The organism is Streptomyces sp. NPDC053673 (assembly GCF_055585225.1).
The window spans coordinates 41,033-65,163 of record NZ_JBVJKN010000036.1; the positions used below are offsets into that span (position 1 = coordinate 41,033).

The following is a 24,131-nucleotide window of genomic DNA, read 5'->3' on the forward strand; positions in this document are numbered from 1 at the left end:
GCACAAGTGGTGGGCGAGGCGCCTGGGCAGCGTCGCACGCCACTTACTGTTGGCTGCAGTGTCCGGGCCGGACGACTCCTTTGCGGACGCCGCGGCCAGGCTCCGGGGGCTCGTCGTCTACGACCCCTTCGCCGGATCGGGCACCACCCTTGTCGAGGCAGCCAAACTCGGGGCCGCCATCGTCGGCCGCGACATCAACCCCGTCGCGACGCTCACCCAGCGGCAGGCGCTGCAGCCATGGGATCTCGAGGTGCTCGCGGACCTCTTCGGGCAGGTCGTCAGGAAGTGCGCCCGCCCCGTCCAGGAACTGCACCGCACCGTCTCCAATGAATCGGTCCTGCACTACTTCTGGGTGGCCCTCGCGCACTGCCCAGAGTGCGGCGAGGACGTGGAGCTCTTCACCACACGGGTCTTCGCCCGCCATGCGTACCCGCGCAGATTCCCCCGCGCCCAGGCCATATGCCCGGGCTGCCGGGGCATCTGCGTCACCGACCTGAGCAAGGACGAGAGGGGGCACTGCCCCGCCTGCGGCATGACCTTCCCGTTCCAAGGGGCCGCTCGCGGACGGTTCATGACGTGCCGCAACGGGCACCGCACCCCTGTCATTGCCGCGCTGAACGGCGCCGTCCCGGAACGGCGCATGTACGCAAAGCTGGTGCTGCGCGCCGACGGCCAGCGTGAGTACCGGGCGATCGACGACTTCGACCTCTGCCTGTACGACAAGGCGGCGAAGTCCCTCGCCGACACATCCCCTGATGAGCTCGTACGCCCGCTCGGCGCGCTGGAGGAAGGCGTCAGCACGGTCCAGGCGCTCCGCTGGGGGTACGACTCCTGGGAGCGGTTCTTCAACGAGCGCCAGCGTTACAGCCTCGGGCTGATCGGCGCGGCGCTGCGCGATCTCCCCGGGGCGTCCGCGGAACGCGAGGCGCTCATCGCATCGTTCGGCAGAACCGTCGAACACCACAACCTCTTCTGCTCCTACAAGGGGGAGGGCACCGGCCCGGTCCGCTCGGTCTTCCACAACCACGTACTGCGACCGGAGCGGTGCAGCGTCGAAGGAGACCCCTGGGGCGCCCAGGGGGGATCGGCCGGGTTCTCCGGGGTGCTCACCCGGCTGCACAAAGCGGCCCAGTACAAGAGCACCCCGCTGGACTTCAGGGCCGAGGCCGGCCGGATCCTCGCCGTCGACCAGTTCTCGCTGCCTGTCGCCCGCCCCCTGAGCACGACGTGGCAGCAGTTCGTGCGGAATCCCGCAACGGCCTACACCACCACCGGCGACGCCTCGCAGACGGATCTCCCCGACAACAGCGTGGACCTCATCGTCACCGACCCCCCCTACGTCGACAACGTCCACTACTCGGAACTGGCCGACTTCTTCCACGCGTGGCTCAGCGCCATGCGCCCCTACCAGGGCTACCCGGACGTGCCCAGCACCCGGGCCGTCCAAGAAGTACAGAACGCCACCCCTGATGGATTCCAAGCCACCGCAGCTCGTGTCTGGCGCGAGTGCCGGCGCGTCCTCAAGCCCGGCGGCTGCCTCCTGTTCAGCTTCCACCAGTCGCAGACCACGGGCTGGTGCGCTCTGATGCGGTCGCTGTCCGACGCTGGCTTCACCGTTACCACCACCCGCGCCGTGATCGCCGAAGTGGCGACCAGTCTCGCCAAGACCGCAGCGGCGGAGCCCAACCGCATCGACGTCATCGTGCTGTGCCGGGACGCTGCTGGCACGTCTGCCGGGGCAGCCCTCGACCTCGGCCAGGCCGCCGCGCAGGCGCTGTCGGAAATCCGGGGCCTTAGGGGAGCCGGGCTGCGGGTGGGTCCCGGCGATGTCCGCACCGCCGTACGCGCCGCGGTCCTGGCGGCAGGAACACGCCAGGCAGCCGCCGACTGGGAGACCCTGCAAGCAGAGGCAGACCAGCGAGCCACGGCGGCGGTAGCGGAATTCAGCACCACCTGACTCTTTTGGGGCCGGTGCCAGCCACATCCCGACCTGACGGACCAGCGAGGAGAACCGGGTACGGCCCAACGCGCGGACCGCCCACCGGCGACCGCCCCGCCCTCGCGCTGCTGCCAGTTGCCTGCCGAGGAACGGGTCGGTGCTGGAGGCGCAGGAGGCCGGTGTCCGAGGGGGCGATCACTCTCTTGGCCGCGATGGGCACCATTTGATACTGCGTGTCACCGAGCGTTACTCAGCAGCCCCGTCCGGTTCCGTGCTCGGCCCGTTCGCGGATGCCCGGTCAGGCGGTCACCTGCCGGGTGCGCGCCACCGGTAGAAGAACGTCAGACCCGGTCCCGCCCCGAGATGGAGCGGTATGCCGGCGAGCAGGGTCCCGACGTCGATGGCCTGCTCGGGCCGCAGCACGTTGAAGCCCTGCCGTGTGTAGTACGGCCCCAGTTCGCGCCCGGTGTCGAACTCGCCGAACAGCAGCGTGTAGTCCAGTTGCTCGTACAACTGCACGCACCGTTTGAGCAGCGCCGCTCCGATCCCGCGGCCGCGGGCGTCCTCGGACACCGCGATCGCCTTGATCTTCGCGAACGTCAGCATCGACATCAGGACCTGTTGCCGGGACACCGGCAATCGGGATAACCCGGAGACGACTGTGCCGGACGGGACACCCAGAAGCGCTCCGGTCACCTGTCCGTCGCCGTCTCGAGCAACCAACGGCAGGGACAACTCGGCTGCCGCAGCCTGGAGTTCACCGGCCGCCGTCGCCCGTACAAGCGGCTCACCCAAGTCACCGCCCGCTAGGGCATCCAGCAGCCAGGTCCCGCATCGCCCCCGAGCGAGTGCTTCGAGGTGACCGGTCTCCAGGTCGTCGGCGGCCGCCTTCAACAAGGCGGCCGCCGCGCCGGCCTCCTCCGGCACGGCGAACCCGATCCGCACCCCGTCCGGTCCGGATACACCGTCCAGCACCTGCTGCCGCGTCAGCCGGGCCCGCCCCGCCGAAGAGCCCGTCTTCCTTGTCTTCTTCTTCGCCATCCCCGAGAACTACCCCGCGTCTCGCCGCCGGAGTCGATGACCGCGTCCTCCACCGCTCACGCAGCCCCGACGGCGAGTTACACAGGCGGAAGTCGCTGTCGGCCTTCCCGTCCAGCCCATAGACGGCCCACTATCTCAGCCTGTGCCCTTACTCCCCTCGGTGACCAGCACAAACCCAGCCGCCCGGGCCACGCAGGCAAAAGGAAATCCCGCGCCGATCACTACATTCCGAGACGATCACTAAACCTGCACTTCAGAGCCTCCCTCGGATCTCAAAAATCCTCGGAAGCTCCAGCTCAGAACCGCGTCACGCCACAGCAAAAGTCCTATGACGATCACTAGATCCGCAGGTCAACGCATCATCCACCTAGTGATCGCTAGCAGATTCGTCAGAGGACCAGGAGCACGCGGTCAAGCTCGGTGTATGGCTGGCGAATCAGCGGAGTCGCCGCGCCGCGCTGCCGGCCGACCGCGCGGCGGTACTGACGGAGCTTGGGGTGATCTGACGCCTAACGCACGAATGCGCCCTCCCGAAGCCCGGGAGGGCGCATTCGTGTGATCGGCGGCGCTCAGAGATCGGATGGCAGGCGCTCTCCGGTCTCGGCGTCGAACGCGGCACCGGTCGGGGACAGGCGGACAGTCCGGGAAGGGGCCCGAGAACCTTCCTTCCAGCTCTTCCCGCCTATCGCTACGTGCACCGTCACGTCTGCGTATGGATCTTTCACCGGGATCTTGATCTCCGGGGCCTCCGGATACCAATCCTCCTTGATGCTCTGGGCGCTCTTCCCGGCACCGTCGATGCGTAGGTACTTAGCATTCGGGTCGAAGGAGGCACGGAGTTCGACGATCACGCTGTCTCGGTCTCGGGTCCAATGCGCGACCACGTCTGCATCGACTGAGTCCATGACCAGATTGGCGCCCGAACGTCCCTTGTAGGCGGACACCTTCTCCTGTCGCTCTTCGCGCTGTTCCCTCTCGTCCGCGTTCTGCAGTACGCCGGCGGTGGTGAGTGCCAGGGCTGCGATGGCGGCGACGTAGGGCCAGGTGCGCCTACGTCCGCGGGGGTGATCGTCAACTGCGCTTGTGGGTTCGGGTCTCGGCGGCTCTGGTACCCGATGCCACTGTCCCGCAGAGTCGTCGGTCCTCTCGAACCACTCGCCGTTGTTGCCCATGCGGGTGACGGTAGCGCGCAGGTGCGCGGCCTGGTCCTTGTTCCCGGACAGTTCTGCTACCTCCGCGCGAGTGACGAGCCAGGTCGTCACCTGGGGCGAGTTGATGCCGTGGGTGGTGATGTCCTCCCGTTCACCGACCGCGGCGAGGCCCGCGGCCTCGTTGAGGCGGCCGGCCTGCGCGGCCAGCAGAACGGCTTGGTGCCGGTGGTCGAGGCGCTGTCCGGTGTAGACGGTGTCGATGGTGTTCGGTGGCAGCTCGAAGCCCCACCCGTCCTCATCGAGGCCGGGTTCGTCGTACTCGTAGACGTCCTGGGAGGTCGCCGTGTCCTTGTCGAGGATCACGGGGGGCTCTGCTTCGTCCAGGGTCACCGCGGGCTCTGCTTCGAGGGCGGGCTCTTCTTCGGCGAGCGCGGCCTGTTGGGCCTTGCGGCGCCGGCTGGAGGTGTCGGTGAGCTTGGCCTCGTCTTCGCTGATCACGGTCTGGATGACGTCGACGTAGTCAGGGCCGACCTTCCAGACGGCCTCGCCGGGTTCGAGGGTCGGGATCTTCTCAATCGCCCAGGCGGGCAGGTCGAGCAGAGTGCCGACCTTGAGGGCTTCCTCGGGGCCGAGGCGGCCGATGTGGGCGATCTCGCACAGGCGGGCGAGGTCCTGGGCGCGGCCGTCGCCGAGGTCGGACAGGGTGTGCATCACGGCGTCCACCGAGAGCGCATCCTTGCGGGAGTTCTTGAGCAGTCGCTGGATCAGTTCGGCGGTGGCCGGTGAGAGCAGGACCTGCCAGGCCTCTTCGATCACCAGGTGCCGATGCACCGCGGTCGACTGCTTGAGCCAGACGTGTTCGACCCAGCACGAGATAGCGGCCATCAGGGCCGGGATCGCCGGGGAGTTCCGGTCGAGGCGGGTGAAGTCGAAGGAGACGATCGGCAGGTCGGTCTCTGGCAGGCCCGCATTCGGCCCGTCGAACAGGCCGCGCAGTGATCCGTTGACGTAGCGGTCAAGGGCGATGACGACGCCCTCGCCCCACTCGGCGAGCTTGGCAGCCGGCCACCGTCCGTCCTCCGGGGTCAGCAGGACGTCGACCAGGCCGCCCAGGGTCGAGGCCTTGGGGCTGTTGAGACCGTGCTGGAGTGCGTGGGCAGCCTGCGTGGTGAGGGCCGCGGGCTCAACCGCGGAGATCAGCGAGCGAATCAGTTGCTCGCGGACCTCGATCGGGAACAGCGGCGAGCAGGGGTTGAGCGTGAACTCGCCGGCCTCGATGACCCTGCCGCCGAGGGAATGAGTCAAGGGCGCCCACTCGCCGGAATTGGCCTGGTTCTCCTGCTGCTCCCCACGGCTGTCGATGACCACGTACTGGTGATCGTGGTGCAAGATCTCGCGGTGGGCCCGCACCTTCGCGGTGGTCGACTTGCCCGAGCCGAGCATGCCCAGCGCGATCGAGTTGGTCGAGGGCAGAACCGCGGAGCTGACCAGCACGGGCGAGAGGCGGAACGGCCGGCCGTCGGTGGTCGAGCGGCCGATCTCGATGCCGGGAAAGGCCGTGCTGGACGCGACGAGCGGCGCGGTGATCGCGACATGGTTGGAGGGCAGACGGATCACAGGATCGCCCCTTTCCGGGTGGCTGCGCCATGCGGGGTGGTCATCACGTGGGCGCGGTGCTGCTGGCCGAAGAGCCAGTCGAGCCGCAGACGGTGTTCATCGGCATCCAGTTGGGTGTCCCAGCGTGCTTCGGTGACGTCCTCGGAGCTGTCGCCCCAGACGGTCAGGAAGGCGTCGATATCCACGAGCGTGGCGCCCTGGACCAACGCGTCGTGCGTGGTGCCGCTGGATTCCTGGTTCTCGTCCTTCTTGACGTTGTCGGTGGTGAACGCCTCGCCGGCGGCCTTCGTCCACTTCGCCGAGCGGCGGGCCTGGGCCGCCGGCATCGGCCGGTACAGCACCGAGAAGGAACGGTCCCTGATCCGGTCCTTCTTCTGCTCCAACAGGAGATCAGGCATCAAGGTCCCGGTGCTCGTGTGCGGCCAGGCGGTGATCCGGGCGGTCGCCGCGTACCGGCCGTCTTCGAGCGCGGCCCAGTCAGAGGCACGGTCGGTGACAGCCAAAACCGGTTCGGGCGTGATCTCGGTCAGCGCGCCGAGCTTGCTGAACTCCCTCCCGATCGTGTTCAGGACCCGCTCCGGGCGGGCGATCACGCCCTTGGGAATGTGCACGGAGATCGTCTGCGTGTGAGTGGTGACGTCACCCACCATCGCGTGATGGGTGACGTGGACCTGAATGCCCGCACTGCGGGACTGGTTGCCCACATACGTCAGCGCGCGGCCGAAGGTCTCATGGAACCCTGCCCTCAGCACGGCATCCTGCATGGTGCCGTGGTACGGGTACAGGGTCCACGTCCTAGTCGCGCCCTCGATCGTGCCCAGGCGGGATGTGGTGCGCTCGCGCCAGTGCCGGATGCCGACCGCGGCCCATCGGGCGAGCGAGCGGGGTCCCGGCGCGATGTTGATGAATCCGGCTGCGGCGGCGACCGCGCCGAACGTCCAGATCGGCGGCGGCTGGAGCATCGCCGAGGCCATGATGGCGCCCCCTGCCCCGGCGTTCACCTTCGTCAGCAGGGTCTCCAGAGGGCTCAGCCCGCGCTGGATGGCAGGGACGCGATAGCCGGGGGTCAGGGAGTACACGGCACTTCCTCCTTCTTCTCTATGGGGTGGTCGGCCCGCCCGACGCCGGGCCGGAGCCGGATGCCGGGCCCGAGCTGGGCGACGGCGGCGTGGTCCTGGTCCTGGTCGGCGTCGACGGAGTGGACGGGTTCGAACTTCTTCTCTATGGGGTGGTCGGCCCGCCCGACGCCGGGCCGGGGCCGGATGCCGGGCCCGAGCTGGGCGACGGCGGCGTGGTCCTGGTCCTGGTCGGCGTCGACGAAGTGGACGGAGTGGACGGGTTCGAACCGGTGGAAGGGGCGCGGGGGTTGGTACGGGGCGGGGTGTGGGCGGCACGGGCATCCCGGCGCGCAGCCATCACCTGCGCCTGACGCTCCCCGTCGCGGTTGATCTGCGCGATGGCCGACTCCGTCGTCATCCGCCCAGGCCGCTTGCGCATCCTGACCCCGTACGCGGCGGCCAGGACGTCACCGTCCTGCGCCACGGCACGGACCGGGGTGGCCACCGTGCGCGGGCCGCGGGGGGTGTTCTCCTGCTCGTAGAAGTCCGGCACACCCGCCCGGACGGCCGCCCGCGCAAGCGGGCTGCTCACGCGGTTCTCCACCATCGACCGCGCTGCACGGGCCAGACGGGGCCCGAAGTACGGCACACCATGGGAGATCATCCGCAACATCAGAACGTCCGCGGCAACCAACAGGACCGCGTCCATCACCAGCGCGCCCTTGACCATGGGCACGAACGGCGAGACCAGGAGCAGAGCGAACGGGGCGAACATGAGCCCCAACAGCCGCTGCGCCCACGCCTGAACCGCACTCATGTCGCCCCCACGGGCCAGGGAGGCAATCACAAGCGGTGCCATGCACACGAACGCCAGAATCCCGAGGTTCCGTGTCATGAACACCAGGGCGGCGAAGCCGAGGGCGACCACCAACGCGGCGGTGATGATCAGGATGGCCAGGGGGTTTCCCGAGTCCGCGCCGTTCTTGAGGTCCTTGGTGATGGCGCCGAACAGCGTGGACTCGTTCGAGCTGAAGGCCTTCGTGAATCCCTGGCTCACGGCCGTGTTGAGGACCGTCATCACCCCCGGGACGGACGCCATGCCGGCCACGGCTACGAGCGTCCACCCGGTTGAGTGGCCCATCTGCTTGAGGCGCGGTGCGCCCTGCCACGCGGTCAGGGCACACACGACAACCACACAGGTGAAAATGGCGACGGCCAGATGTTGGCCCAGCCACAAGAACGGCGCAAACAACCCGTTGTCGGCGTTTTCCGGAGCCCACGTCTTGCCAGGCGCGACAAGACTCTGGATCTTCTTGATGAGCCATTCGGCCAGGTCCTGGACGTGGTCGGAGGCTCCGTCGGTCAGCCCGACCCCGCCGTCAGCTCCATCAGGGGCGTCTGGGTCGACCCCTTCGTGACCGTCGCTCTCGCAGTAGTCGTAGGCCGGCGTGCCCTTCAGGAGATCGCAGGGATCCTCCTTCTCTGGCATCAGTTCTTCCCGCCTGCGCCCGGGTTGGTGACGGTGCCGAACAGGTCGGCACCGTAGATCGCCAGGATGACGGCCACGAACAGAACGCCGACCGCCATGGACCCCTTGCGCAGCGCGTTCTTGGGGTCGTTGGGCGTGCCGAGCAGCATCTTGACGGCGATCACTGCGATGACTGCGGCGACTCCCTTGGTGACCAGGCCGCCCCCGGTCATTCCGATGGAGTCGAAGAAGTCGACGAAGCCCGTGGAGAAGTCCTGCCCCTTGGCCAGGATGATGGACTTTTGCATGTTCAGATCTCCTCTGTCGTGTCGTGTACGGGGCGGGCGATGCCGAAAAGGTCGGACATCGAACTGAGCTTGGAGAAGCGGACTTTGGCGCCCGGCTTGGGGGCATCGAGCATCCATCCGCCACCGACGTAAAGGCCGACGTGGTGAATGCTGGCCGCACTGTCGCCGTAGAACACCAGATCGCCGGGTTGCATCTCGCTGCGCTTTACCGGCTTGGATGCGGCGTATTGCGCTGCCGCGGTACGGGGCAGGGTGATGCCGACTTTGGCATACGCGTACACGGTGAGCCCGGAGCAGTCGAAGCCCAGCGTATTCGCTCCGGAACTGCCATTCGGAGAGCAGCAGGAACCGGTGCTCGGTCCGGACGCGTTACCGCCACCCCACGAATACGGGGTGCCGATCATTTTCTGAGCCGCGTTCAGGGCCGTTGCACCCTGTTGTGCGGTGACGGCCGTTCCGGGTTTTCCGCCCTTACTGCCCTGGCCCGCCAGGGCGCTGATTGAGCGGACGTAGTTCTGTGTCTCCTTGTAGGGAGGGACACCGTTGTATTTCAGTACGGCGCCCGTGCCCGCATTGTATGCGGCGAGCATGTTGTTCTGCTTGTTGCCCGGAACGTCTTTCACGTCCTCGGCAATACTGCACAGGTATTTCGCCGACGACGGGATGGCGTCCTCGGGATCCCAGACGTCGCGCTTTCCGTCGCCGTTACCGTCGACTCCGCTGCTCTCCCACGTGGACGGCATGAACTGGGCGATACCCTGCGCACCGACCGGTGATTGAGCCTTGGGATTGAACCCCGATTCCTGCGTGAGAAGCGCGGCTAAGAGATTCGGCGTGGCTTCGGGGCAGGTGCTTCCCGCCTCTTCTATCAGCTCTTGGTACTCGGCCGGCACGCTGATACTCAGCGCGTCGTTCAGGATCGGGTTGTCGCCGGCGGCCTGGATGAGCGCGGCCACGATGACGACCGCGGTCGCCCCCGCGCCGACTGCGGCTGCCACAGCGCCAGATCTCACGAACTTCCCCCCTTCCTTCAGTTGTTTGGTGTTCTCCCTGTTCAGCGAAGGATTCTGTGTCCGCTGGGAGTCCGCTGGCGGTCCGCCGGCGACCCGCCCGAGCGGCGGGATGATCCGCCGCTGGACGGACTTCCAGCGGGTACTCAGCGGACTTTCAGCAGACTCCTGGCGGACCAGGAGCCCGGTCAGGAACCGGCCCTGTGGGCGGCTGTGAGGTCGGACAGCCAATAGCCGCGGACCACTCCCGACTCGTCCTTGCCCGGCGAAACACCCAACAGCTTTGAAAGCTGACGTCCTCGCTCGCTGGGCCGGGATTCCATGATGCCGACTGCTGGTGCCAGATCGGCCGTCGCCATGAACTCAACCCCCTTGTCCCGCATCAGGTCAATCGCTTTTTTGAGCGGGGAATCCGGAGCAGCCATGAACCGCGATTTACGCCGCTCGCACGCTTCGTCGATCACTTCCCAGACGAATTCATCCCGGAAGCTGAAACCTCTGATGAGAGTGGAAGCACCGCGCGCGAACAGGACCGCTTGGCCCTTGATCTCAGGGTTGAGCAGTACGGGATTGATCGGCGCCATCGTGGTGAAATAGGAGTCGCCGAGGGTGACTTTCGCCGCACCTTCCGAATCGACGTACAGACACATCCGGTACTGGAACTGAGCCCTGACATTGACCGGAATCGCGTCCTTGTCCGGCCGCTGTGTCAGCATGATCACGGAAACGCCGGACTCCAGTGCCTTCGCGACCAGGGACCGCGACTTGTCCTCGACCCTCGCAACCAGATCCTTCGACCCCTTGGTGCCGTTGTCGACGTAGAAGTCTGCCGCTTCGTCGATGATGAAGAAGAGATGCCGGAACTTCGGCTCCGGCTTCCGCTCAAGGATGGCGTTCTTCTTCTCGGTGTACCGCTTGTCCACGAGGGCAAGCAGTTCATCGAGGATGTCTTCCAGGACGGCCGGATCGCTGGACGCCTCGTAACGGAGGGCGATTTGTGCGAACCTCGCCAGCCCGACGAACTTCCCGTCCAGCAAGACCATGTCGAAGTCATCGCCATAGGCGACCAGCAGACATGTGATGAGGCCATTGGCGAGGGTGGTCTTACCCATCTGGGTCATACCGGCGATGAGCATGGATGCCTTGTCGAACGTCGGCACCCCGAACAGAGCGCCGGTAACCTCGTGCCCGAGAGGGATCCCGTCGAATGCCTGGATTTCCTTGCGGTTCGGCGGCTCGAAAAGGCGGCTGAACGGCGGCTCGTTCAACTTCAGCAAGGTGACTTCCCGCTCGGTGTGCCGGGAGGTCTCCAGCTTGAGGTGAAGCCGGGTGACACCGAGCATCGACGCGATCCGCCCGAGCTGCTTGGCGACGTCCTCATGGGTGCGGCCCTCAGGCACCAGGAACGTGTACCGCTTCCCGATGCCCGGCAGAACGTCCTCGCGGACGTCGTGCAGGGGGATGACTTCGTCCTTGCCGATCGCACCGGTACGAACCAGGGCGGCCGTCAGCTCCGGATGCGTCACAACGGCCGCCTGAGCGTCATCCGTTGCCCCGGGCGGGGATGCCTGCGCCGTGGCCACGGGCGGGGCCTCAGCGGGCCTTCTGGCCCACCTGCGCATCACTTCGGTCTTGACCCACCAGGCCGCGTAGCCGAGGGCGACCAGCACGGCCGCGGTGAGGATGACCGTGGCCGGCCACGACAGGCCCGTCTTGTCCTTGATGGCGAACAGCACTCCCAGGACCATGACCAGGCCGCCGATTGCGCCCGCTGTGTGGCCGTAGATGTCTTCGTCACGGTCGTCGTGCCGGTCGCGGTGCTGCTTCTTCTTTCCCATACTCCCCCCTGTATTTCGGGATCAAGGAATTACCCGATCATAACCAGCCTATGCAAGTGCAAATTGACGATTTGTCAGGCTTCTCCGGATCTGCCCTGCAGATCTGCAACAGAACTGAGTCAGAATTTGCTCACCGAATGGCTCGCCGGGTCTGCGCTGCGCTCGACTGCGTGGTTTCCGGCAGTCGCGACACAGCCCAGCCGAACGCTTCGGCTGGGCTGCATCGGTGGTGCCGGACGGGCGGGGTGTTCACGTTCTCCTGCGTCTCATGCATCGTCATACGACTCTTGCATCGCGCACTGACACTGCCGTTGCCACTGCCACATCTGCGCTGGTGTGATCAGACAGCGTCGCTGTCTTCGGTCTCTTCGTCGGTCTCGGCCTCGGTCGCCTCGGTGAGGACTTCCGCGCTCCACACGCGGCGTACGCGCTCCTCGGACCCGAAGAATCCGCAGCGGCGGAGCGGCCACGGCCCGGCGGTACGAGCAGGGCGGGTCGTCGCTGTAGCAGAGATGCCGCAGCACCACACCGAGCTGCGCATCATTCAGCGGGAATCAGGCACAAATTCCGTGAGAGCGATCAGCGGGGTTCCGTCTCGGCGGCATAGAGCGCTCCGCAGGCGGCCCCGCCCTGCCTCCCCGACGTTCGATTGGTTGGAACGGCTCAGACGCCAGTCGCCGAGCCACAGTCTGAGGAGTAGCGGCTGACGCGAGAGCGAGCCGGCTAGCCAGAAAAGTTCACCGCGGTCAGAGCGGTGCGGATCAGAGGTACTGAGTAGGGTTGTCCACCCACAGCACCGTCGTGGCGTCGGGCTGTACGGTCAGTCCATACCGGTCTACGGTCGGCTTACCGAGGTTCTCCCATCGCCTGTACGCAACGGCGATCTCATCCCAAAGGCGCCGCGGGCCGGACTGGGTGACGGTGAACAGGTCTGCCTGGTGGCCGTCGTAGTCGACCGTGGCCCAGGACGAGCCGGTGTCATCCCGCATGTCGAGGCGGGTGGGGGCGTGTTCGCCGCTGGTGTCCCAGGAGTAGGAGGCGCCTGTGACGGTGAGGCCGAGGTGGAATTCGGCCGCCAGGTTGCCTCCTGCGACTGCCCACGGGGATACGGCGGTTGTTGACGTGGTGCGGTTGCCGTCGGCGGACCCATGAGAAACGCGCTGGTGGGGGTCCAGCGTGGTCGTGACGTGTCGCATGGGCATGAACGACGCGAAGGGATGGAACCGCCCCGATGCGGAGCCGTCCTGGCCAACTGTCAGCGCGAGTGTCCCGTACCGGCACCACGACGACGTCCATGGCGTCACGATCAGTCCGCCAGGTGCCGTCTGCGCGAGCCAGGCCTGGGGGATCCGGTCAACGGAGAACGTCGCCACGACCCGTTCGTACGGCGCGGCGGCTGGCCAGCCGGCCGCCGCATCGGCACGGACGACGGTCGGTGCGTACCCGAGGGCCTTCAGGTTCCGCTCGCCGCGGTCGGCGAGGGCGGCATCGAGCTCGACGGTCGTGACCGCCCCATCGCCAAGGAGTTCGCACAACAGCGCTGCGTTGAAGCCCGTACCGGTCCCGAGTTCGATCACGGACCGCCGTCGCGGCTCTTGCAGCCCGGCGGGTGAGCCCAGTTCGGCCAGCTGCAGCGTCCGCAGCACCATCGACGGCATCGACGCCGCCGACGACGGCGCCGCGTCGGTGAACTGCGTGACCAGCGGCGCGTCGGAGTACGCAGCCGTCATCCAGCCGTCCGGATCGATGGCCCGGTCGCAAGGACCGTAGCCGCCATTGCCGTCGCGCAGCCACAGCCGGTCGGGCAGGAACTGGTGCCGGGGTACGGCCCGAAGTGCGCGGGCGAGCTCCGCGGGGAGGGACTGGTCGAGATGCTTGGCGATGTCGGCGAGCAGCTGGTCGACGTACGTGGCGGGAGCGGTCGTCATCGCTGGCTACTTCTTGTCGGGGGCGGGCGGCGGAGGGGGCGGTGGCGGTACGGGCCGGTTCGGCTGATGCCCGTCATCCCCGATCGGTGATCGGTGTTTCCCCTCCACGACAACCATGGGAACCCTCCTCGACGTCTGGCGACCCACGGTAGATACATCAGCGCCGTGATCGGCAGAGCACATACGGCCGACCTGGCAGGCACGAACCCTGTGACGCACAGCAGTTCTCACCCGTACGGGTGAAGCCGTTGTCGGGAGTCGGCAAGCGATCCGCACGGGTCCGCTGGCTGTTTCAGGTCGGGAGCGTCATGGTGGCCAGTTCGCGGGCCACGACTTCCAGCCGTAGTGCGTTTGCTCCCTTGACGAGGATCACATCTCCGGGCTGGAGGTGGGCGTTGACGTGTCCCGCGAGAGTGGTGGCGGGGTCGGCGTGGGTGGCGTTCAGGCCACTGTTCCGGATCGTGGTGATCATGTGCTGGGCGTGGTGTCCGCCGATGACGATGGTGTGGTGGACGCCGGTGGTGATGATCTTGCGGGCGACCTTGTCGTGCCAGTCGAGTGCGTGATCGCCGAGTTCGGCCATCTCTCCGAGGACGGCGATGCGGCGGTTTTCACGTCCGGCGATGTCGGCGAGGGCGTCCAGGGCTGCGAGGACGGATTCCGGGCTGGCGTTGAAGGCGTCGTTGATGATGGTGACGCCGTCGTGGGTGCGCCTGGTGACTTCCATGCGTCCGCCGGAGGACAGCGCTGCGGTTGCGAGTCCGTGGACGATGCGGTCGAAGGGAACGCCTGCGGCGATGGCGGTCGCTGCCGCGGCGAGAGCGTTGGTGACGTTGTGGCGCCCGTAGATGTGGCTGAGCGTTACGTGTGCTTCCTGGTCGGCGTGCCTGAGGACGAAGGTGGGGTGGCCGTCGGCGCCGGCCGTGATGTCGTCCGCCCGCACGTCGCATGTGCTGGTGGTGCCGAAGGTGAGGACGCGGGCCGTGGTTTCGCGGGCCATGGGCGCAACCAGCGGGTCGTCGGCGTTGAGGACGGCGACACCGTGCTCGGGCAGGGTGCGGACGATTTCGGCTTTGGCGTCGGCGATGGCCTGCTTGCTGCCGAACTCGCCGACGTGCGCGGAGCCGATACCGAGAACGGTGGCGATGCGGGGGCGGACCATCTGGCACAGGGATGCGATGTGGCCCTTGCCGCGTGCGCCCATCTCCAGCAGCAGGTAGCGGCTGGTGGGCAGCACGCGGGAGACGGTGACAGGGAAGCCGATCTCGTTGTTGAAGGACCTAATGTTGGCCACCGTCGGGCCATCCAGGGTGAGGACCGTTTCGAGGATGTCCTTGGTGGAGGTCTTGCCCGCCGAGCCGGTCACCGCGATGACGGTGCCGGTGTAGTCGTTGGCGACGGCGTGGGCGATGTGCCCCATGGCGTCGAGTACGTCGGGGACGATGATGGCGGGCGCGTCGACTGGCCGGTTGGTGAGGACTGCCACGGCTCCGTCGGTGACGGCCTGGGCGGCGAAGTCGTGCCCGTCGAGGGTGCGGCCCTTGAGGCACGCGAACAGACCGCCGTCCGCGATGTCCCGGGAGTCGAACGAGATGGGGCCGGTGACCAGGGCGTTGGCATCGGGGATGTTATGGAGTCGGCCGCGGGTGACCTGGGCGATGCCGGCGAGGGTCAGGGGGATCATGAGGCTCCTTGCGCAGTGGGCCCCAGCACGACACCGCGGCCGGCGAAGAACCGGTCAAGGTCCGGCCAGGGCACGGTGTGGAACTCCTGGGACCGTCCGGGAAAGCCGGATGGGTTGTGCAGTACAACGCCGCCGGGGCCGGAGCCGACGGCGAGCACCAGGTGCCCGCCGCGCCCGGCCGGCGCCGCATCGAGGGTGCGGATCGTCTTGTGGACGGAGAGCAGCAGCAGATTCCCGCGCGCGACTTGGGCGTCGATCTCCTCGGCGGCCAGCTCGGGCCGGACCTCAGCGTGCAGGTTCCAGCGGCTTTTGACCCAGTCGGCGAACGGTGCGTAGATGAGGCCCTTCACTGTCGTCTCACCAGTACGCACATAGGCTCCCGCGGTAAGGGCTTCGTGCAGCAGTGGCACCGAGGGGGGTACCGGATGGCCCCAGAAGTCCAGGGCCATCCGCAGGCAGGCCATGCCGCACATGCGCGGCGCCCAGAACGCGTACTCCTCTCGGCTGTCGGCACCGGACTTCTGCCAGAGCGGATCGTCGGCCGCCGACCTGGTACCCGTGACGAACTCGGGCACCAGGTCGGCGGACTCCCACTGCGAGTAATACGGGACAGGGTGCGTGGTCGCGGAGCCAGTCATGACCCCACAGTCTCCTATGGCACGTACGCGGGCTTCGTGAACGCCGTGTCCAACACGTGCACGATCAGCTCCTCGTACGAGATGCCGGCAGCATGGGCCATCGTGGCGAGGTTCCCGAGCTCGGACAGTCCCGGCACGGTGTTGATCTCCAGGACTGGAGTACGGCCGCTGGAAGAGACCAGGAAGTCGACCCGGGAAACGCCGTGCGCGCCAACCAGCCGGTGGACGCGCAGCGCGACCTGGCTCATCTGCGTCGCCGTCAGATCCGGCAGGATGGCTGGGCAGGTTTCGCGGCGCTGCGACAGGTCGTGCTTGGCCTCGTAGTCGTAGAACTCCCGGTCCGTCTCCACGGTGTGGATCGGCAGGGTGGTCGGCCTGCCGTCGATCTCCAGCACGCCGATCGTGGCCGGGATGCCGGGGACGAACTCTTCGACCAGGTACTCGGTGTACGGCTGCTCCCGGTTCCTCTCCAGCAGCGCGGTCAGTTCGGACTCGTTGCGAGCGATCCCGGCTTCCAGGCTTCCGCCGCCCGAGGCGGGCTTGAGGAAGACCGGGAAGCCCAGCGACATCGCGACGGATGTGACCGTGGTGGCGGTGGAGTGGGTGGGATGGATCTCCAGCCACTGGGGGGTATCGATCACCGCGGCGCGCACCGCGGTCTTGAACGTGGGCTTGTGCATGCCGACGGCAGAGGCCTTCACCCCCGAGCCGCTGTAAGGGATCCGAAGTGTGTCGAGCGCCCCCTGGATCTTGCCGTCCTCGCCGCCCAAGCCGTGCGAGGCCAGGAGTGCCACGTCGATCCGGCCCTTCAGGGCAGTGAGGTCCAGGCCGGTCAGGTCGATGAGCTCCGCGGTCAGTCCCTGCACGGTCAGAGCCTTACAGGCTGCCTCGGCCGAGGCGACCGAGCCGGGCCGCTCGGGCGAGTCGCCGCCGAACAGGACGCCGATACGCAGGACGGAGTGGTCACGGGTTGTGGGCATGTACGCTCCCTCGGGATTGGGGTGTGCTCCAGTCGAGGGCGTCCCGGCGCGGGTGCCGTGCCCGCACTTCGCTGTCCAAGGCCGGCGGGCCGCTTACCCCGCTCCGGGACGCCTTGTGTGCACCGCTCACCGGACCGGACCAGTACTCCGGAACGCCGAGCGGCGGTCTATGAGGCCGGCGTGCGGCCGCGGGCACGCTCGACGGCGAACGAGGCGAACTGTGCTTCCTCGTGCGCGGCGAGCTGCGCCATGGGATGTGCTGGGGTCCAGCGTGCGTAGCAGCGGGCGATGCCCGTGAGCAGCATCAGCGGGCCGCGGAGGAGCCGGGCGCGGGCTCCGTCGGTCATGGCGCCGGCGAGGTCAACGCGGGTGCGGGGAGAGTTCGGTGAGGCGCGACGATCTTCCCGTCGGGCAGAAGCTCCCCCGTGTCGTCGAATAGAAGTACGCCATTACATAGGAGTGCCCAGCCCTGATCGAAGTGGCGGGCCACAACACGGGCGGCTTCCCTGTCCGTGGAGTTCGCCGCCGGACACGCAGGCTGGTGGTGACACGGTACGGCCGCGGTCATCGCATGCCTCCCACGACGAGTTCCGTGTCCAGGTCGACGATGGTGCAGCCGACGAGGCAGAGGATGGACTGGGCGGCGAGCAGCCACGGCAGAGAGGGATCCTCGAACGCCAGGTTCTGCGTCTCCTTCGCCACAGTCGGGATCGGTGCCGCGGGCTGGGAGAGATCGCGGGCGTAGAGCCGTCCTCGGTAGCCATAGGGCTGCGGATCGCGGACCCGGACTGCGGTGAAGCCTTTGTGCTCCAGCTCCGGGCACTGCTGGACGGCCTTCGCGGCACAGTCCAGGCACAGCGGCGGATGAACCGTGAGTTCTTCCTCCGGCCAGCCCTGCGGGCTGTTCGCCGCGGTGTTGTCCAGCAGCCACAGGACACCCCGGTCATTGCGGTCCGCGTTGTTGCCGCAAACGTGGCAGAGCAGCTTCCGCATGGCGCGGCGCTACCGGCTGGTGTGCACGGCGCCGAATATGGGGCGGCCGCGCTTGTCTGGGCGCGCGGGGCGGCGGCCGCGGTGCAGCAGCGCGTCCTGTTCGCCGCGGTCGGTGGGGAGCTCGTCCATGCAGGCGATCCCGCTCGCCCTCGGCCGGATGACCACCGAGGCCTCGATCATGGTCTCTCTGCTCCATGCTGGCATCCACGGGACCGTGTCAGGCCTGCGGCGCGGGATGGTTGTGGTGCTGTCGGTCGTGGCATGCACGGGATGCTGCCTTTCATCGCTGTACGGGCGAGGCGGGGGAAGGTTTCGGTCGGCCGCCGCTCACGCTGGAGAGCGGCCGGGGCCCGGCTCCCTGCGTCGACAGGGGACGGCGCGGACATGCGAGGAGCAGGGCCGCTCTATTCCCCCACCGGGGTTATGCCGGGACCGGCCGTGCACGTGTCGGCGATCACGGGTTCGGCGGGTGCGGAGGAAGCCAGCTGGGTGGTCATCTCCGCGCAACGAGGAGGTTGCGGCGCCCAAGTGGGTGGCTTTCAGGCCGGGGTATCGGGTGCGGTGGCGTATTCGGCGCCCGGGGCAGTATCTGCCTCTGGCTCCTCCCTGTCCGGCTGGAACGTGCCAGAGATGAGCAGCTCCAGCCCGGGCCGGCGCTGGGCTGCTGCCCTCAGCAGAAACAGTCGGTTCCCGTGCGGGTCGATCGTCGTCCGCAGCCGGTTCCAGGGGTATCGGCCGTCGATCTTGAGATTGAGGAGGTGCTGGGCCAGGTCGCCCGGCGGAACAGCACAGCCCACCCACTTCCGGCCGATGGTTGCCGCGCAGTGAGTCAGCCAGAGCGTCAGCAGCTTGGCCGATCCCTCATGCCGCCGCGCTGGATCGGACCAGGCAGCCTCGATGAACAGCGCCGACTTCGCATCCGGCCATGCGCGATGCGCGCTGCGGAAGCTCAGGGCCATGGCCGCGAAGATCTCGCCGTCGTCGGTGAGCGCCGTGGGGAAGCGCTCTGTGCCGTGCTTTCCGACCCAGCCAAGCAGGTCTCCCGCACCGCACGGGGCGCTCAGGTCCCTGGTGCGCAGCCAGCTCTCACGGGCCTGGACGAGGCCGAGCAGCGGATGCCAGTCGTCATCGGTCAGGGGACGGATCTCATACACGGGCGTTCCTCGGTTGGCCCTCCGCCCGGGCGGCACGGTCTCCTCGGGGGGGAGCTTCAGGAGCCGTTCGGGCCTGGCGGAGGGTGGTGGTGGGGTGGTTTCCGTTCCCCGAGTGGTGCGGGCTGCCGAGACAGCCGGGTCTGCTCGGGGAACGGGAAGGGGAATCCGTGCTGTCCGCGGGCCGTGGAGGACGTCCGCGAACGGCACGAAGCCTGATGAGGGCGTGCGGGATGAGTGCGAGCGCTGCACGGCCGCAGGGATGAGGCGTCATGACAGCACCCCGAGAACCAGTCCGAGCGACTGGTACGGGGTCAGGTCCGGTTGGATTCGGTTGAGGGCACCGGCGAGATAGCCGGCGCCCACTCGCTGATTGCGTCTGAACCGCCGCACCCAGTACGGCCCCGGAGGCTCGTCATGGTCCAGCTGGGGGAAGGAGATCAGGCAGGGAGCGCTCAGGCACGCACCGAAGGTGTTGTCCCACCCTTTCCTTTGTGTCCCTGGCGGAACAAGCCAGTACAGCCAGGGTCGGCCCATCTCACCAATGACCGGGCCGCAGCCTCCAGGCTGAGCGTCCATGACCTGAAGCAGTTCGTCGCCGACCTCCCCCGCGGCGGTGAGCACCACGTCGAAGTCCCGTCCCAGCGGCCTGGTGACGTGCTGATGACTGGTATCCCGGTAGGCGCGGACGAGACCCGATAACCGGCTCCTCCACTCCGCGTCAGGGATCTCGACGGCGTTCATAATGCGCTCCCGTCGGCCCCGTCGGTAGAAGCTCCAAGGGTGCACCAGGTACAGCGCCCATCCGGGCTGACGCCCCACGCATCCGCAAGGGCATCGACGATGAGGAGACCGCGGCCGCTCTCATCCTCCGGGCCGGCCGCGCTCGCGCGCGGCCGCTGCGCCGATCCGTCGTCGACCTCGATCCGGATCCCGGCAGCAAGGCGGAGCAGGCGAAAGCTGATCGCCTCACCCTCGCCATAGCGCAGAGCGTTCGTCACCAGCTCACTGATCAAGTAGCCAACATCGTCAGCGAGGCAACCGAGCTCCCACCGCATCAGGTGCGTGAGACCGATACGACGCAGGCAGCCCGGCCACAGCATGTCCTTCTGCGACATCGCCCCATCCTCATCAGGCGAGCGTTCGATGCTGACCTCCCATCCCGATTCCAGACGGCCTTCAGCATCGGTGTCCAGGAGGTCCGGCTGGCCACGGCGCCGACGGTGGAGGCGATCCGGCGACGCGGTCAGGCGCCACTCACTCGACGACGACGCCATGTATGCGGTCATGAAGCTGCCTCTCCGATGCGGTGGGATGCGGGCGGGAGGACAGGTTCACCGTTCGCAACGGGGCTTCACAACCGACGTCGGCGCCGGAATCGGCGTATCCACAGGGTGAGTTGATGGATCAGGCGGATTTTCCGCCTGAAGCGCCGGATACTCGTGGTGGCTGATGAGTAGCTTTCTGTCGGCGGGGGTTCCAAGCGACCTGGGAGGTCTCGCGATGACCACTCCGACACAGCCCCACAAGCCCACCTGCGCGCGCCGGATTCGCCTGAGCGAGGAAGCTGCCGGCAAGGCGCCACAAGTGATCGCGGTCCTGATCCACGAGCACTGCGGAGTATCGAAGCTGCGCGCGCAACGCTACGCCCGCGGAAAGACTCTCGCGCAAGCCGGTTCGGAGCTGCGACAGCTCGCACAACAACGCGCTTCTCACGGACCGCAGGTGGAAGGCGACCAACTCGGCTCCTGGGAAACCGGCGGGAGGACACCGCGCCTCGCCACAGTCGATCTGCTGTGCCAGTACTACGAATGCAGCCCCTTCGACCTGGGGTTGAGCTCCTCGGCCACCCCCACCACGGGGGCCACGGTGATGCGTGCGAACCAGTCGGCAGCCACCATCGAGCCCGACGACGCCGGGCCGGTGCCACCCCAGCTCAGTGACCACCTCGATGCTGCCCGTCGTTCGACTGACCGGACACTGGCTCAAGGGAGCGTGGCCGGCGGTCAGCTCGACCTCCTGGAAGAACGGCTTCTGCTGATGAGGCAGGAGTACTTGTACACGCCCCCGGCGACGATGCTTTCCAACCTTCTGCTGGAACTCGCCGAGGTGGAAAGCCACTCCACGGAGCGGCAGACAACCTCGGTTCAGATCCGGCTGACCGAGATGACAGCTGTGCTCGCCACGCTCATCGCCGACTCCCTGATGAAACTAGGCGACGACCGCCGTTCCCGGGGCTGGTACGAAACAGCCCGTCATGCTGCAGAAGAGAGCGGCAACCTGGAGCTCCGAGCCAGGGTAAGGGCCCAGGCCGCGATGCTGCCCTACTACTACGGCCCTTTGAACGCCGCCGTCTCACTGGCCCGCGAAGCGCGCCTCATGACCAAGCACCGCCCCTCCGCGACGGCAGCATTCGCCGCCGCTGCTGAAGCCCGGGCGCTCGCCCAACAAGGCAACGCTGCCGACGCCGAGGCCCGCATCCGCGACGCCCGCACCATCTACGACCGGATGCCGCCCAGCCCGGACGACGATGCCTTTGGCTTCCCGTGGCGTCGCTTCCTGCTCTACCTGAGCGGCACCTACACAGCCCTCGGCCAAGGCTCACGCGCCCGCAAGGTCCAGGAAGAGGCACTGACCCTATATCCGGCATGTACCGGCATCGACCCCGCCCTTCTCCGGCTGGAAGCCGCGATCTGTCTCGCCCATGAACGCAGCGCCACCGAAGCCTGCCAGCTGGCCGCTCAGACCTACTTACAGGTCCCCGAAGGCCATAGAACGCCGATCGTCGGTGCCAGAGCACGTCACGTCATCGATGAACTCCCTGGGGTCAACGGGCGAACCCGCGCAGCCATGGAACTGCGTGAACTCTTGGAGCTTCCTCGCGGATCGATGTGACAATCCGGCCGCTCATGACAGCCTGGCCCTATGACAGCACCAGCGGCAGCCTACGGCGGCTACAGCGAGAGGGAAATGCGTCACGTTCTCCAGCAGGCCTGTGAAGCCGTCGGCCTGGACAGCGAAGGAGCTGAGGTGCTCCGCGGGCACACCAACGCCGTTGTGCGCCTCCGCCACGACCCCGTAGTCGTCAAGATCGCACGCCGCGGCTCTCGTTACGAGGACGTTGAGCGGACCGTACGGTTCGTCCAGTGGCTGATGGACCTCGGCTTCCCTACCTCCCCCCTCCACGACGTGCCACAGCCCGCCATCGTGGACGGCCATTCCGCTACCTTCTGGACCTACCTTCCCCAGCCCGACCACCCGGTGACTGCCCAACAACTCGCAGAGCCGCTCCATACGCTGCACAACCTGCCGGCCCCGCCCGTTCAACTCCCCGAGCACGACACGGTGACGTCCATCGGCCGGTCAATCGCAGCCGCCCATATGCTGCCCACGGCAACACGGAAATTCCTCAGCGAGCGACTTGAACTACTGGCCAAGGAACTGGTCGAGGTCGACTTCCTCTTTCCCGAAACTGTTATCCAGGGAGACCCGCAGCACCGCAACGCGCTACACGCTCAGCCCGGAGCCGTACTGTGCGACTGGGACACCGCGACCCGCGGACGCCGTGAATGGGATCTCGCAACCATCGAGATCCACTGCCGGCGATTCAGGCACGGAGCCGGGCAGTACCAAGCATTCGTCGACACCTACGGCTTCGACGTCACCACCTGGCCGGGCTTCCCTGTGATCCGCGACCTGCGCGAGCTGCGAATGATCAGCACGAACGCCCGGAAGATCGCCCAGGCACCCCACACGCGCAGCGAGGTAGAGCGCCGGATCGAGGGATTGCACCAGGAGGACACCTCCATGATGTGGAACATCCTTTAGGCGTCGTTTCTTATGGCGTGATCGTTCGTTGAACCGTGCATGACGGATCTGGTTGAGCGGCTGGTGCCGGACGAGTTGTGGGCGCTGTTTCGGCGGGTGGTGCCGCCGACGGAGGTGATACGTCCGCAGGGCGGGGGCCGGCGGCGGGCCGGTGACCGCGAGGCCCTGGCCGCGATCATCTTCGTGGCCACCTCGGGCTGCACCTGGCGGCAGCTCCCACCGGTGTTCGGACCGAGTTGGCCGACGGTGTATCGACGCTTCGCTCAGTGGAGCCGAGCCCGGGTCTGGGCCCGGCTCCACCGCGTCATCCTCGACGAACTTGGCGCCCGCGGCGAGCTTGACTGGTCGCGGTGCGCGATCGACTCTGTCAGCCTCCGGGCTGCAAAAGGGGGCCTCTGACGGGACCGAATCCGACCGATCGCGGCAAGCTGGGATCGAAGATCCACCTGATCACGGACCGGAACGGACTGCCGCTGTCGCTGGGCATCTCGGGCGCCAACACGCACGACAGCCAGGGCCTTGAGCCGCTCGTGCGGGGTATCCCTCCCATTCGTTCCCGCCGCGGACCCCGTCGTCGCCGTCCGGCGAAGCTGCACGCCGACAAGGGATACGACTACGACCACCTGCGCAGATGGCTCCGCAAACGCGGCATCCGCCACCGCATCGCCCGCAAAGGGATCGAGTCCTCACAGCGACTCGGGCGGCACCGATGGGTCGTTGAGAGGACCGTGTCCTGGCTCGCCGGCTGCCGCCGACTCCACCGCCGCTACGAACGCAAGGCTGAACACTTCCTTGCCTTCGCCGGCATAGCCGCGGCTCTCATCTGCCACCGCCGACTTGTCCGTGTGGACGGGCAGAACCAGTCAGTGTGAGGCTCCGACGCTGCAGACCCAGACACGGAAAGGCATGACCTCCGGCTCGGTCTCGGTCTGCTCCGCGCGGCTCTGCACGTCGTCCAGGTCCGACCAGGCGATGACGCCCGGCTCGCTGTCTGTCAGAAACCCCTCGACGACCGGACCGAGGTCCTCGGAAGCCACATAGGTACCGCCGAACGGCAACACATCCGGGGGCACAGAACCGGTCGAGCACCGGAGCTGCCCGGCCTGCTTGTCATGCCACACATAGAACGTCGCCACTTCGGAAAAGCCCAGCTCGCGAACGCGTCCCCGGATGGCAGAAGAAGTCCGCTCGAAGGCAGCTACCACCTCGGAGACGGACAACGACCTCCTGTCCTCGTCCGTCGCACCCAGCGACCAGGTGTTGGTCTCCCACTCCACCCGCCGGTCAGCAGGCTCCAGTACCAGGGGCTCGTCCGCCACCTCAGCGATCCACGTCAACAGCACCACCGCAGTATCCCTGCACAGCTCGGGCCCCAAAGAACCACCATAAGAAACGACGTCTTAGCTTGACTCTGTCGGGGATCTTGGAGTTTCCCGGTGCGGCAGCAAGATCGACGGGCATGCTCGTGTAGTTCCGCCGACCGATACATCTGTCGAGGT

General features: G+C 67.2%; 23 protein-coding genes and 1 pseudogene. 5 read left to right on the forward strand and 19 right to left on the reverse strand.

The features are described from left to right. Positions 1–58: 58 nt before the first annotated feature. The gene (locus ACZ6ZQ_RS32765) at positions 59–1,957 is read left to right on the forward strand and encodes a DNA methyltransferase (RefSeq protein WP_469772148.1); all 1,899 of its coding nucleotides are present in this window, start codon (positions 59–61) and stop codon (positions 1,955–1,957) included. Positions 1,958–2,245: 288 nt separating this feature from the next. On the opposite strand, the gene ACZ6ZQ_RS32770 is transcribed toward ACZ6ZQ_RS32765, so the two are convergent. After that, the gene (locus ACZ6ZQ_RS32770; protein WP_469772149.1) at positions 2,246–2,980 is read right to left on the reverse strand and encodes a GNAT family N-acetyltransferase; all 735 of its coding nucleotides are present in this window, start codon (positions 2,978–2,980) and stop codon (positions 2,246–2,248) included. Positions 2,981–3,387: 407 nt separating this feature from the next. Between ACZ6ZQ_RS32770 and ACZ6ZQ_RS32775 the strand changes: the two are divergent. After that, positions 3,388–3,486 (forward strand): annotated as a pseudogene (locus ACZ6ZQ_RS32775) (helicase associated domain-containing protein); the annotation flags it as partial. A 63-nt stretch (positions 3,487–3,549) separates the two neighbouring features. On the opposite strand, the gene ACZ6ZQ_RS32780 reads toward ACZ6ZQ_RS32775, so the two are convergent. From ACZ6ZQ_RS32780 to ACZ6ZQ_RS32860, 17 genes are all read right to left on the reverse strand, one after another. Next, entirely contained in the window at positions 3,550–5,748 is a 2,199-nt protein-coding gene (locus ACZ6ZQ_RS32780) for a hypothetical protein (RefSeq protein WP_469772150.1), read from the reverse strand. Continuing rightward, the gene (locus ACZ6ZQ_RS32785) at positions 5,745–6,827 is read right to left on the reverse strand and encodes a hypothetical protein (RefSeq protein WP_469772151.1); all 1,083 of its coding nucleotides are present in this window, start codon (positions 6,825–6,827) and stop codon (positions 5,745–5,747) included. Before ACZ6ZQ_RS32785 ends, ACZ6ZQ_RS32780 begins: the two co-directional genes overlap by 4 nt. 142 nt (positions 6,828–6,969) lie before the next feature. Next, entirely contained in the window at positions 6,970–8,295 is a 1,326-nt protein-coding gene (locus ACZ6ZQ_RS32790; protein WP_469772152.1) for a hypothetical protein, read from the reverse strand. Beyond that, positions 8,295–8,582, reverse strand: coding sequence for a hypothetical protein (locus ACZ6ZQ_RS32795; RefSeq protein ID WP_469772153.1), 288 nt, complete (start codon positions 8,580–8,582; stop codon positions 8,295–8,297). The genes ACZ6ZQ_RS32790 and ACZ6ZQ_RS32795 overlap by 1 nt, the downstream gene beginning before the upstream one ends. 2 nt (positions 8,583–8,584) lie before the next feature. Beyond that, entirely contained in the window at positions 8,585–9,580 is a 996-nt protein-coding gene (locus ACZ6ZQ_RS32800; protein WP_469772154.1) for a C40 family peptidase, read from the reverse strand. A gap of 200 nt (positions 9,581–9,780) precedes the next feature. Next, positions 9,781–11,430 carry an FtsK/SpoIIIE domain-containing protein gene (locus ACZ6ZQ_RS32805; RefSeq protein ID WP_469772155.1) on the reverse strand — a complete coding sequence of 550 codons (1,650 nt, stop codon included), beginning with the start codon at positions 11,428–11,430 and terminating at the stop codon, positions 9,781–9,783. Between the two features lie 761 nt (positions 11,431–12,191). Further along, complete coding sequence (locus ACZ6ZQ_RS32810) at positions 12,192–13,358, reverse strand: methyltransferase domain-containing protein (protein WP_469772156.1); 1,167 nt, start codon at positions 13,356–13,358, stop codon at positions 12,192–12,194. 292 nt (positions 13,359–13,650) lie between these two features. Further along, complete coding sequence (locus ACZ6ZQ_RS32815) at positions 13,651–15,042, reverse strand: UDP-N-acetylmuramoyl-tripeptide--D-alanyl-D-alanine ligase (protein WP_469772157.1); 1,392 nt, start codon at positions 15,040–15,042, stop codon at positions 13,651–13,653. Continuing rightward, positions 15,039–15,680, reverse strand: a complete 642-nt coding sequence (locus ACZ6ZQ_RS32820; RefSeq protein WP_469772158.1) for a C39 family peptidase — start codon at positions 15,678–15,680, stop codon at positions 15,039–15,041. Before ACZ6ZQ_RS32820 ends, ACZ6ZQ_RS32815 begins: the two co-directional genes overlap by 4 nt. A gap of 14 nt (positions 15,681–15,694) precedes the next feature. Next, on the reverse strand, positions 15,695–16,660 hold the full coding sequence (locus ACZ6ZQ_RS32825; protein WP_469772159.1) for a D-alanine--D-alanine ligase family protein: 966 nt from the start codon (positions 16,658–16,660) through the stop codon (positions 15,695–15,697). Between the two features lie 167 nt (positions 16,661–16,827). After that, positions 16,828–17,007: a hypothetical protein gene (locus ACZ6ZQ_RS32830; protein ID WP_469772160.1), complete on the reverse strand. Its 180-nt coding sequence runs from the start codon at positions 17,005–17,007 to the stop codon at positions 16,828–16,830. Next, positions 17,004–17,228, reverse strand: a complete 225-nt coding sequence (locus ACZ6ZQ_RS32835; RefSeq protein ID WP_469772161.1) for a DUF5999 family protein — start codon at positions 17,226–17,228, stop codon at positions 17,004–17,006. The genes ACZ6ZQ_RS32830 and ACZ6ZQ_RS32835 overlap by 4 nt, the downstream gene beginning before the upstream one ends. Then, the gene (locus tag ACZ6ZQ_RS32840) at positions 17,225–17,653 is read right to left on the reverse strand and encodes a hypothetical protein (protein ID WP_469772162.1); all 429 of its coding nucleotides are present in this window, start codon (positions 17,651–17,653) and stop codon (positions 17,225–17,227) included. Before ACZ6ZQ_RS32840 ends, ACZ6ZQ_RS32835 begins: the two co-directional genes overlap by 4 nt. 9 nt (positions 17,654–17,662) lie before the next feature. Continuing rightward, on the reverse strand, positions 17,663–17,833 hold the full coding sequence (locus ACZ6ZQ_RS32845) for a hypothetical protein (RefSeq protein ID WP_469772163.1): 171 nt from the start codon (positions 17,831–17,833) through the stop codon (positions 17,663–17,665). Between the two features lie 359 nt (positions 17,834–18,192). Next, positions 18,193–18,843, reverse strand: coding sequence for a hypothetical protein (locus ACZ6ZQ_RS32850; RefSeq protein ID WP_469772164.1), 651 nt, complete (start codon positions 18,841–18,843; stop codon positions 18,193–18,195). 231 nt (positions 18,844–19,074) lie between these two features. After that, positions 19,075–19,548 carry a hypothetical protein gene (locus ACZ6ZQ_RS32855; protein WP_469772165.1) on the reverse strand — a complete coding sequence of 158 codons (474 nt, stop codon included), beginning with the start codon at positions 19,546–19,548 and terminating at the stop codon, positions 19,075–19,077. Next, the gene (locus ACZ6ZQ_RS32860; RefSeq protein WP_469772166.1) at positions 19,545–20,093 is read right to left on the reverse strand and encodes an ATP-binding protein; all 549 of its coding nucleotides are present in this window, start codon (positions 20,091–20,093) and stop codon (positions 19,545–19,547) included. The genes ACZ6ZQ_RS32855 and ACZ6ZQ_RS32860 overlap by 4 nt, the downstream gene beginning before the upstream one ends. A gap of 214 nt (positions 20,094–20,307) precedes the next feature. On the opposite strand from ACZ6ZQ_RS32860, the gene ACZ6ZQ_RS32865 reads away from it, so the two are divergent. The 3 genes from ACZ6ZQ_RS32865 to ACZ6ZQ_RS32875 all read left to right on the forward strand — a co-directional run bounded on the left by ACZ6ZQ_RS32865 (position 20,308) and on the right by ACZ6ZQ_RS32875 (position 23,504). Beyond that, on the forward strand, positions 20,308–21,699 hold the full coding sequence (locus ACZ6ZQ_RS32865; protein ID WP_469772167.1) for an XRE family transcriptional regulator: 1,392 nt from the start codon (positions 20,308–20,310) through the stop codon (positions 21,697–21,699). A gap of 30 nt (positions 21,700–21,729) precedes the next feature. Continuing rightward, positions 21,730–22,632 carry a phosphotransferase family protein gene (locus ACZ6ZQ_RS32870; protein ID WP_469772168.1) on the forward strand — a complete coding sequence of 301 codons (903 nt, stop codon included), beginning with the start codon at positions 21,730–21,732 and terminating at the stop codon, positions 22,630–22,632. Between the two features lie 39 nt (positions 22,633–22,671). Further along, positions 22,672–23,504, forward strand: a protein-coding gene (locus ACZ6ZQ_RS32875; RefSeq protein ID WP_469772169.1) for an IS5 family transposase whose coding sequence is annotated in 2 segments (ribosomal slippage) — positions 22,672–23,026 and positions 23,026–23,504 — 834 coding nt in all. Because the reading frame shifts where the segments join, the coding sequence is not laid out codon by codon here. Here the strand turns inward: ACZ6ZQ_RS32875 and ACZ6ZQ_RS32880 are convergent. Then, positions 23,496–23,978 carry a hypothetical protein gene (locus ACZ6ZQ_RS32880; RefSeq protein WP_469772170.1) on the reverse strand — a complete coding sequence of 161 codons (483 nt, stop codon included), beginning with the start codon at positions 23,976–23,978 and terminating at the stop codon, positions 23,496–23,498. The two genes, ACZ6ZQ_RS32875 and ACZ6ZQ_RS32880, sit on opposite strands and share 9 nt — an antisense overlap. Positions 23,979–24,131 lie beyond the last annotated feature (153 nt).

Bases quoted from the DNA above. Each gene is read 5' to 3' on its own strand.
- ACZ6ZQ_RS32770 (WP_469772149.1), bottom strand. From the start codon at position 2,980: ATGGCGAAGAAGAAGACAAGGAAGACGGGCTCTTCGGCGGGGCGGGCC.
- ACZ6ZQ_RS32790 (WP_469772152.1), bottom strand. From the start codon at position 8,295: ATGCCAGAGAAGGAGGATCCCTGCGATCTCCTGAAGGGCACGCCGGCC.
- ACZ6ZQ_RS32795 (WP_469772153.1), bottom strand. From the start codon at position 8,582: ATGCAAAAGTCCATCATCCTGGCCAAGGGGCAGGACTTCTCCACGGGC.
- ACZ6ZQ_RS32805 (WP_469772155.1), bottom strand. From the start codon at position 11,430: ATGGGAAAGAAGAAGCAGCACCGCGACCGGCACGACGACCGTGACGAA.
- ACZ6ZQ_RS32810 (WP_469772156.1), bottom strand. From the start codon at position 13,358: ATGACGACCGCTCCCGCCACGTACGTCGACCAGCTGCTCGCCGACATC.
- ACZ6ZQ_RS32815 (WP_469772157.1), bottom strand. From the start codon at position 15,042: ATGATCCCCCTGACCCTCGCCGGCATCGCCCAGGTCACCCGCGGCCGA.
- ACZ6ZQ_RS32820 (WP_469772158.1), bottom strand. From the start codon at position 15,680: ATGACTGGCTCCGCGACCACGCACCCTGTCCCGTATTACTCGCAGTGG.
- ACZ6ZQ_RS32825 (WP_469772159.1), bottom strand. From the start codon at position 16,660: ATGCCCACAACCCGTGACCACTCCGTCCTGCGTATCGGCGTCCTGTTC.
- ACZ6ZQ_RS32830 (WP_469772160.1), bottom strand. From the start codon at position 17,007: ATGACCGACGGAGCCCGCGCCCGGCTCCTCCGCGGCCCGCTGATGCTG.
- ACZ6ZQ_RS32835 (WP_469772161.1), bottom strand. From the start codon at position 17,228: ATGACCGCGGCCGTACCGTGTCACCACCAGCCTGCGTGTCCGGCGGCG.
- ACZ6ZQ_RS32840 (WP_469772162.1), bottom strand. From the start codon at position 17,653: ATGCGGAAGCTGCTCTGCCACGTTTGCGGCAACAACGCGGACCGCAAT.
- ACZ6ZQ_RS32845 (WP_469772163.1), bottom strand. From the start codon at position 17,833: ATGATCGAGGCCTCGGTGGTCATCCGGCCGAGGGCGAGCGGGATCGCC.
- ACZ6ZQ_RS32855 (WP_469772165.1), bottom strand. From the start codon at position 19,548: ATGAACGCCGTCGAGATCCCTGACGCGGAGTGGAGGAGCCGGTTATCG.
- ACZ6ZQ_RS32860 (WP_469772166.1), bottom strand. From the start codon at position 20,093: ATGACCGCATACATGGCGTCGTCGTCGAGTGAGTGGCGCCTGACCGCG.
- ACZ6ZQ_RS32865 (WP_469772167.1), top strand. From the start codon at position 20,308: ATGACCACTCCGACACAGCCCCACAAGCCCACCTGCGCGCGCCGGATT.
- ACZ6ZQ_RS32870 (WP_469772168.1), top strand. From the start codon at position 21,730: ATGACAGCACCAGCGGCAGCCTACGGCGGCTACAGCGAGAGGGAAATG.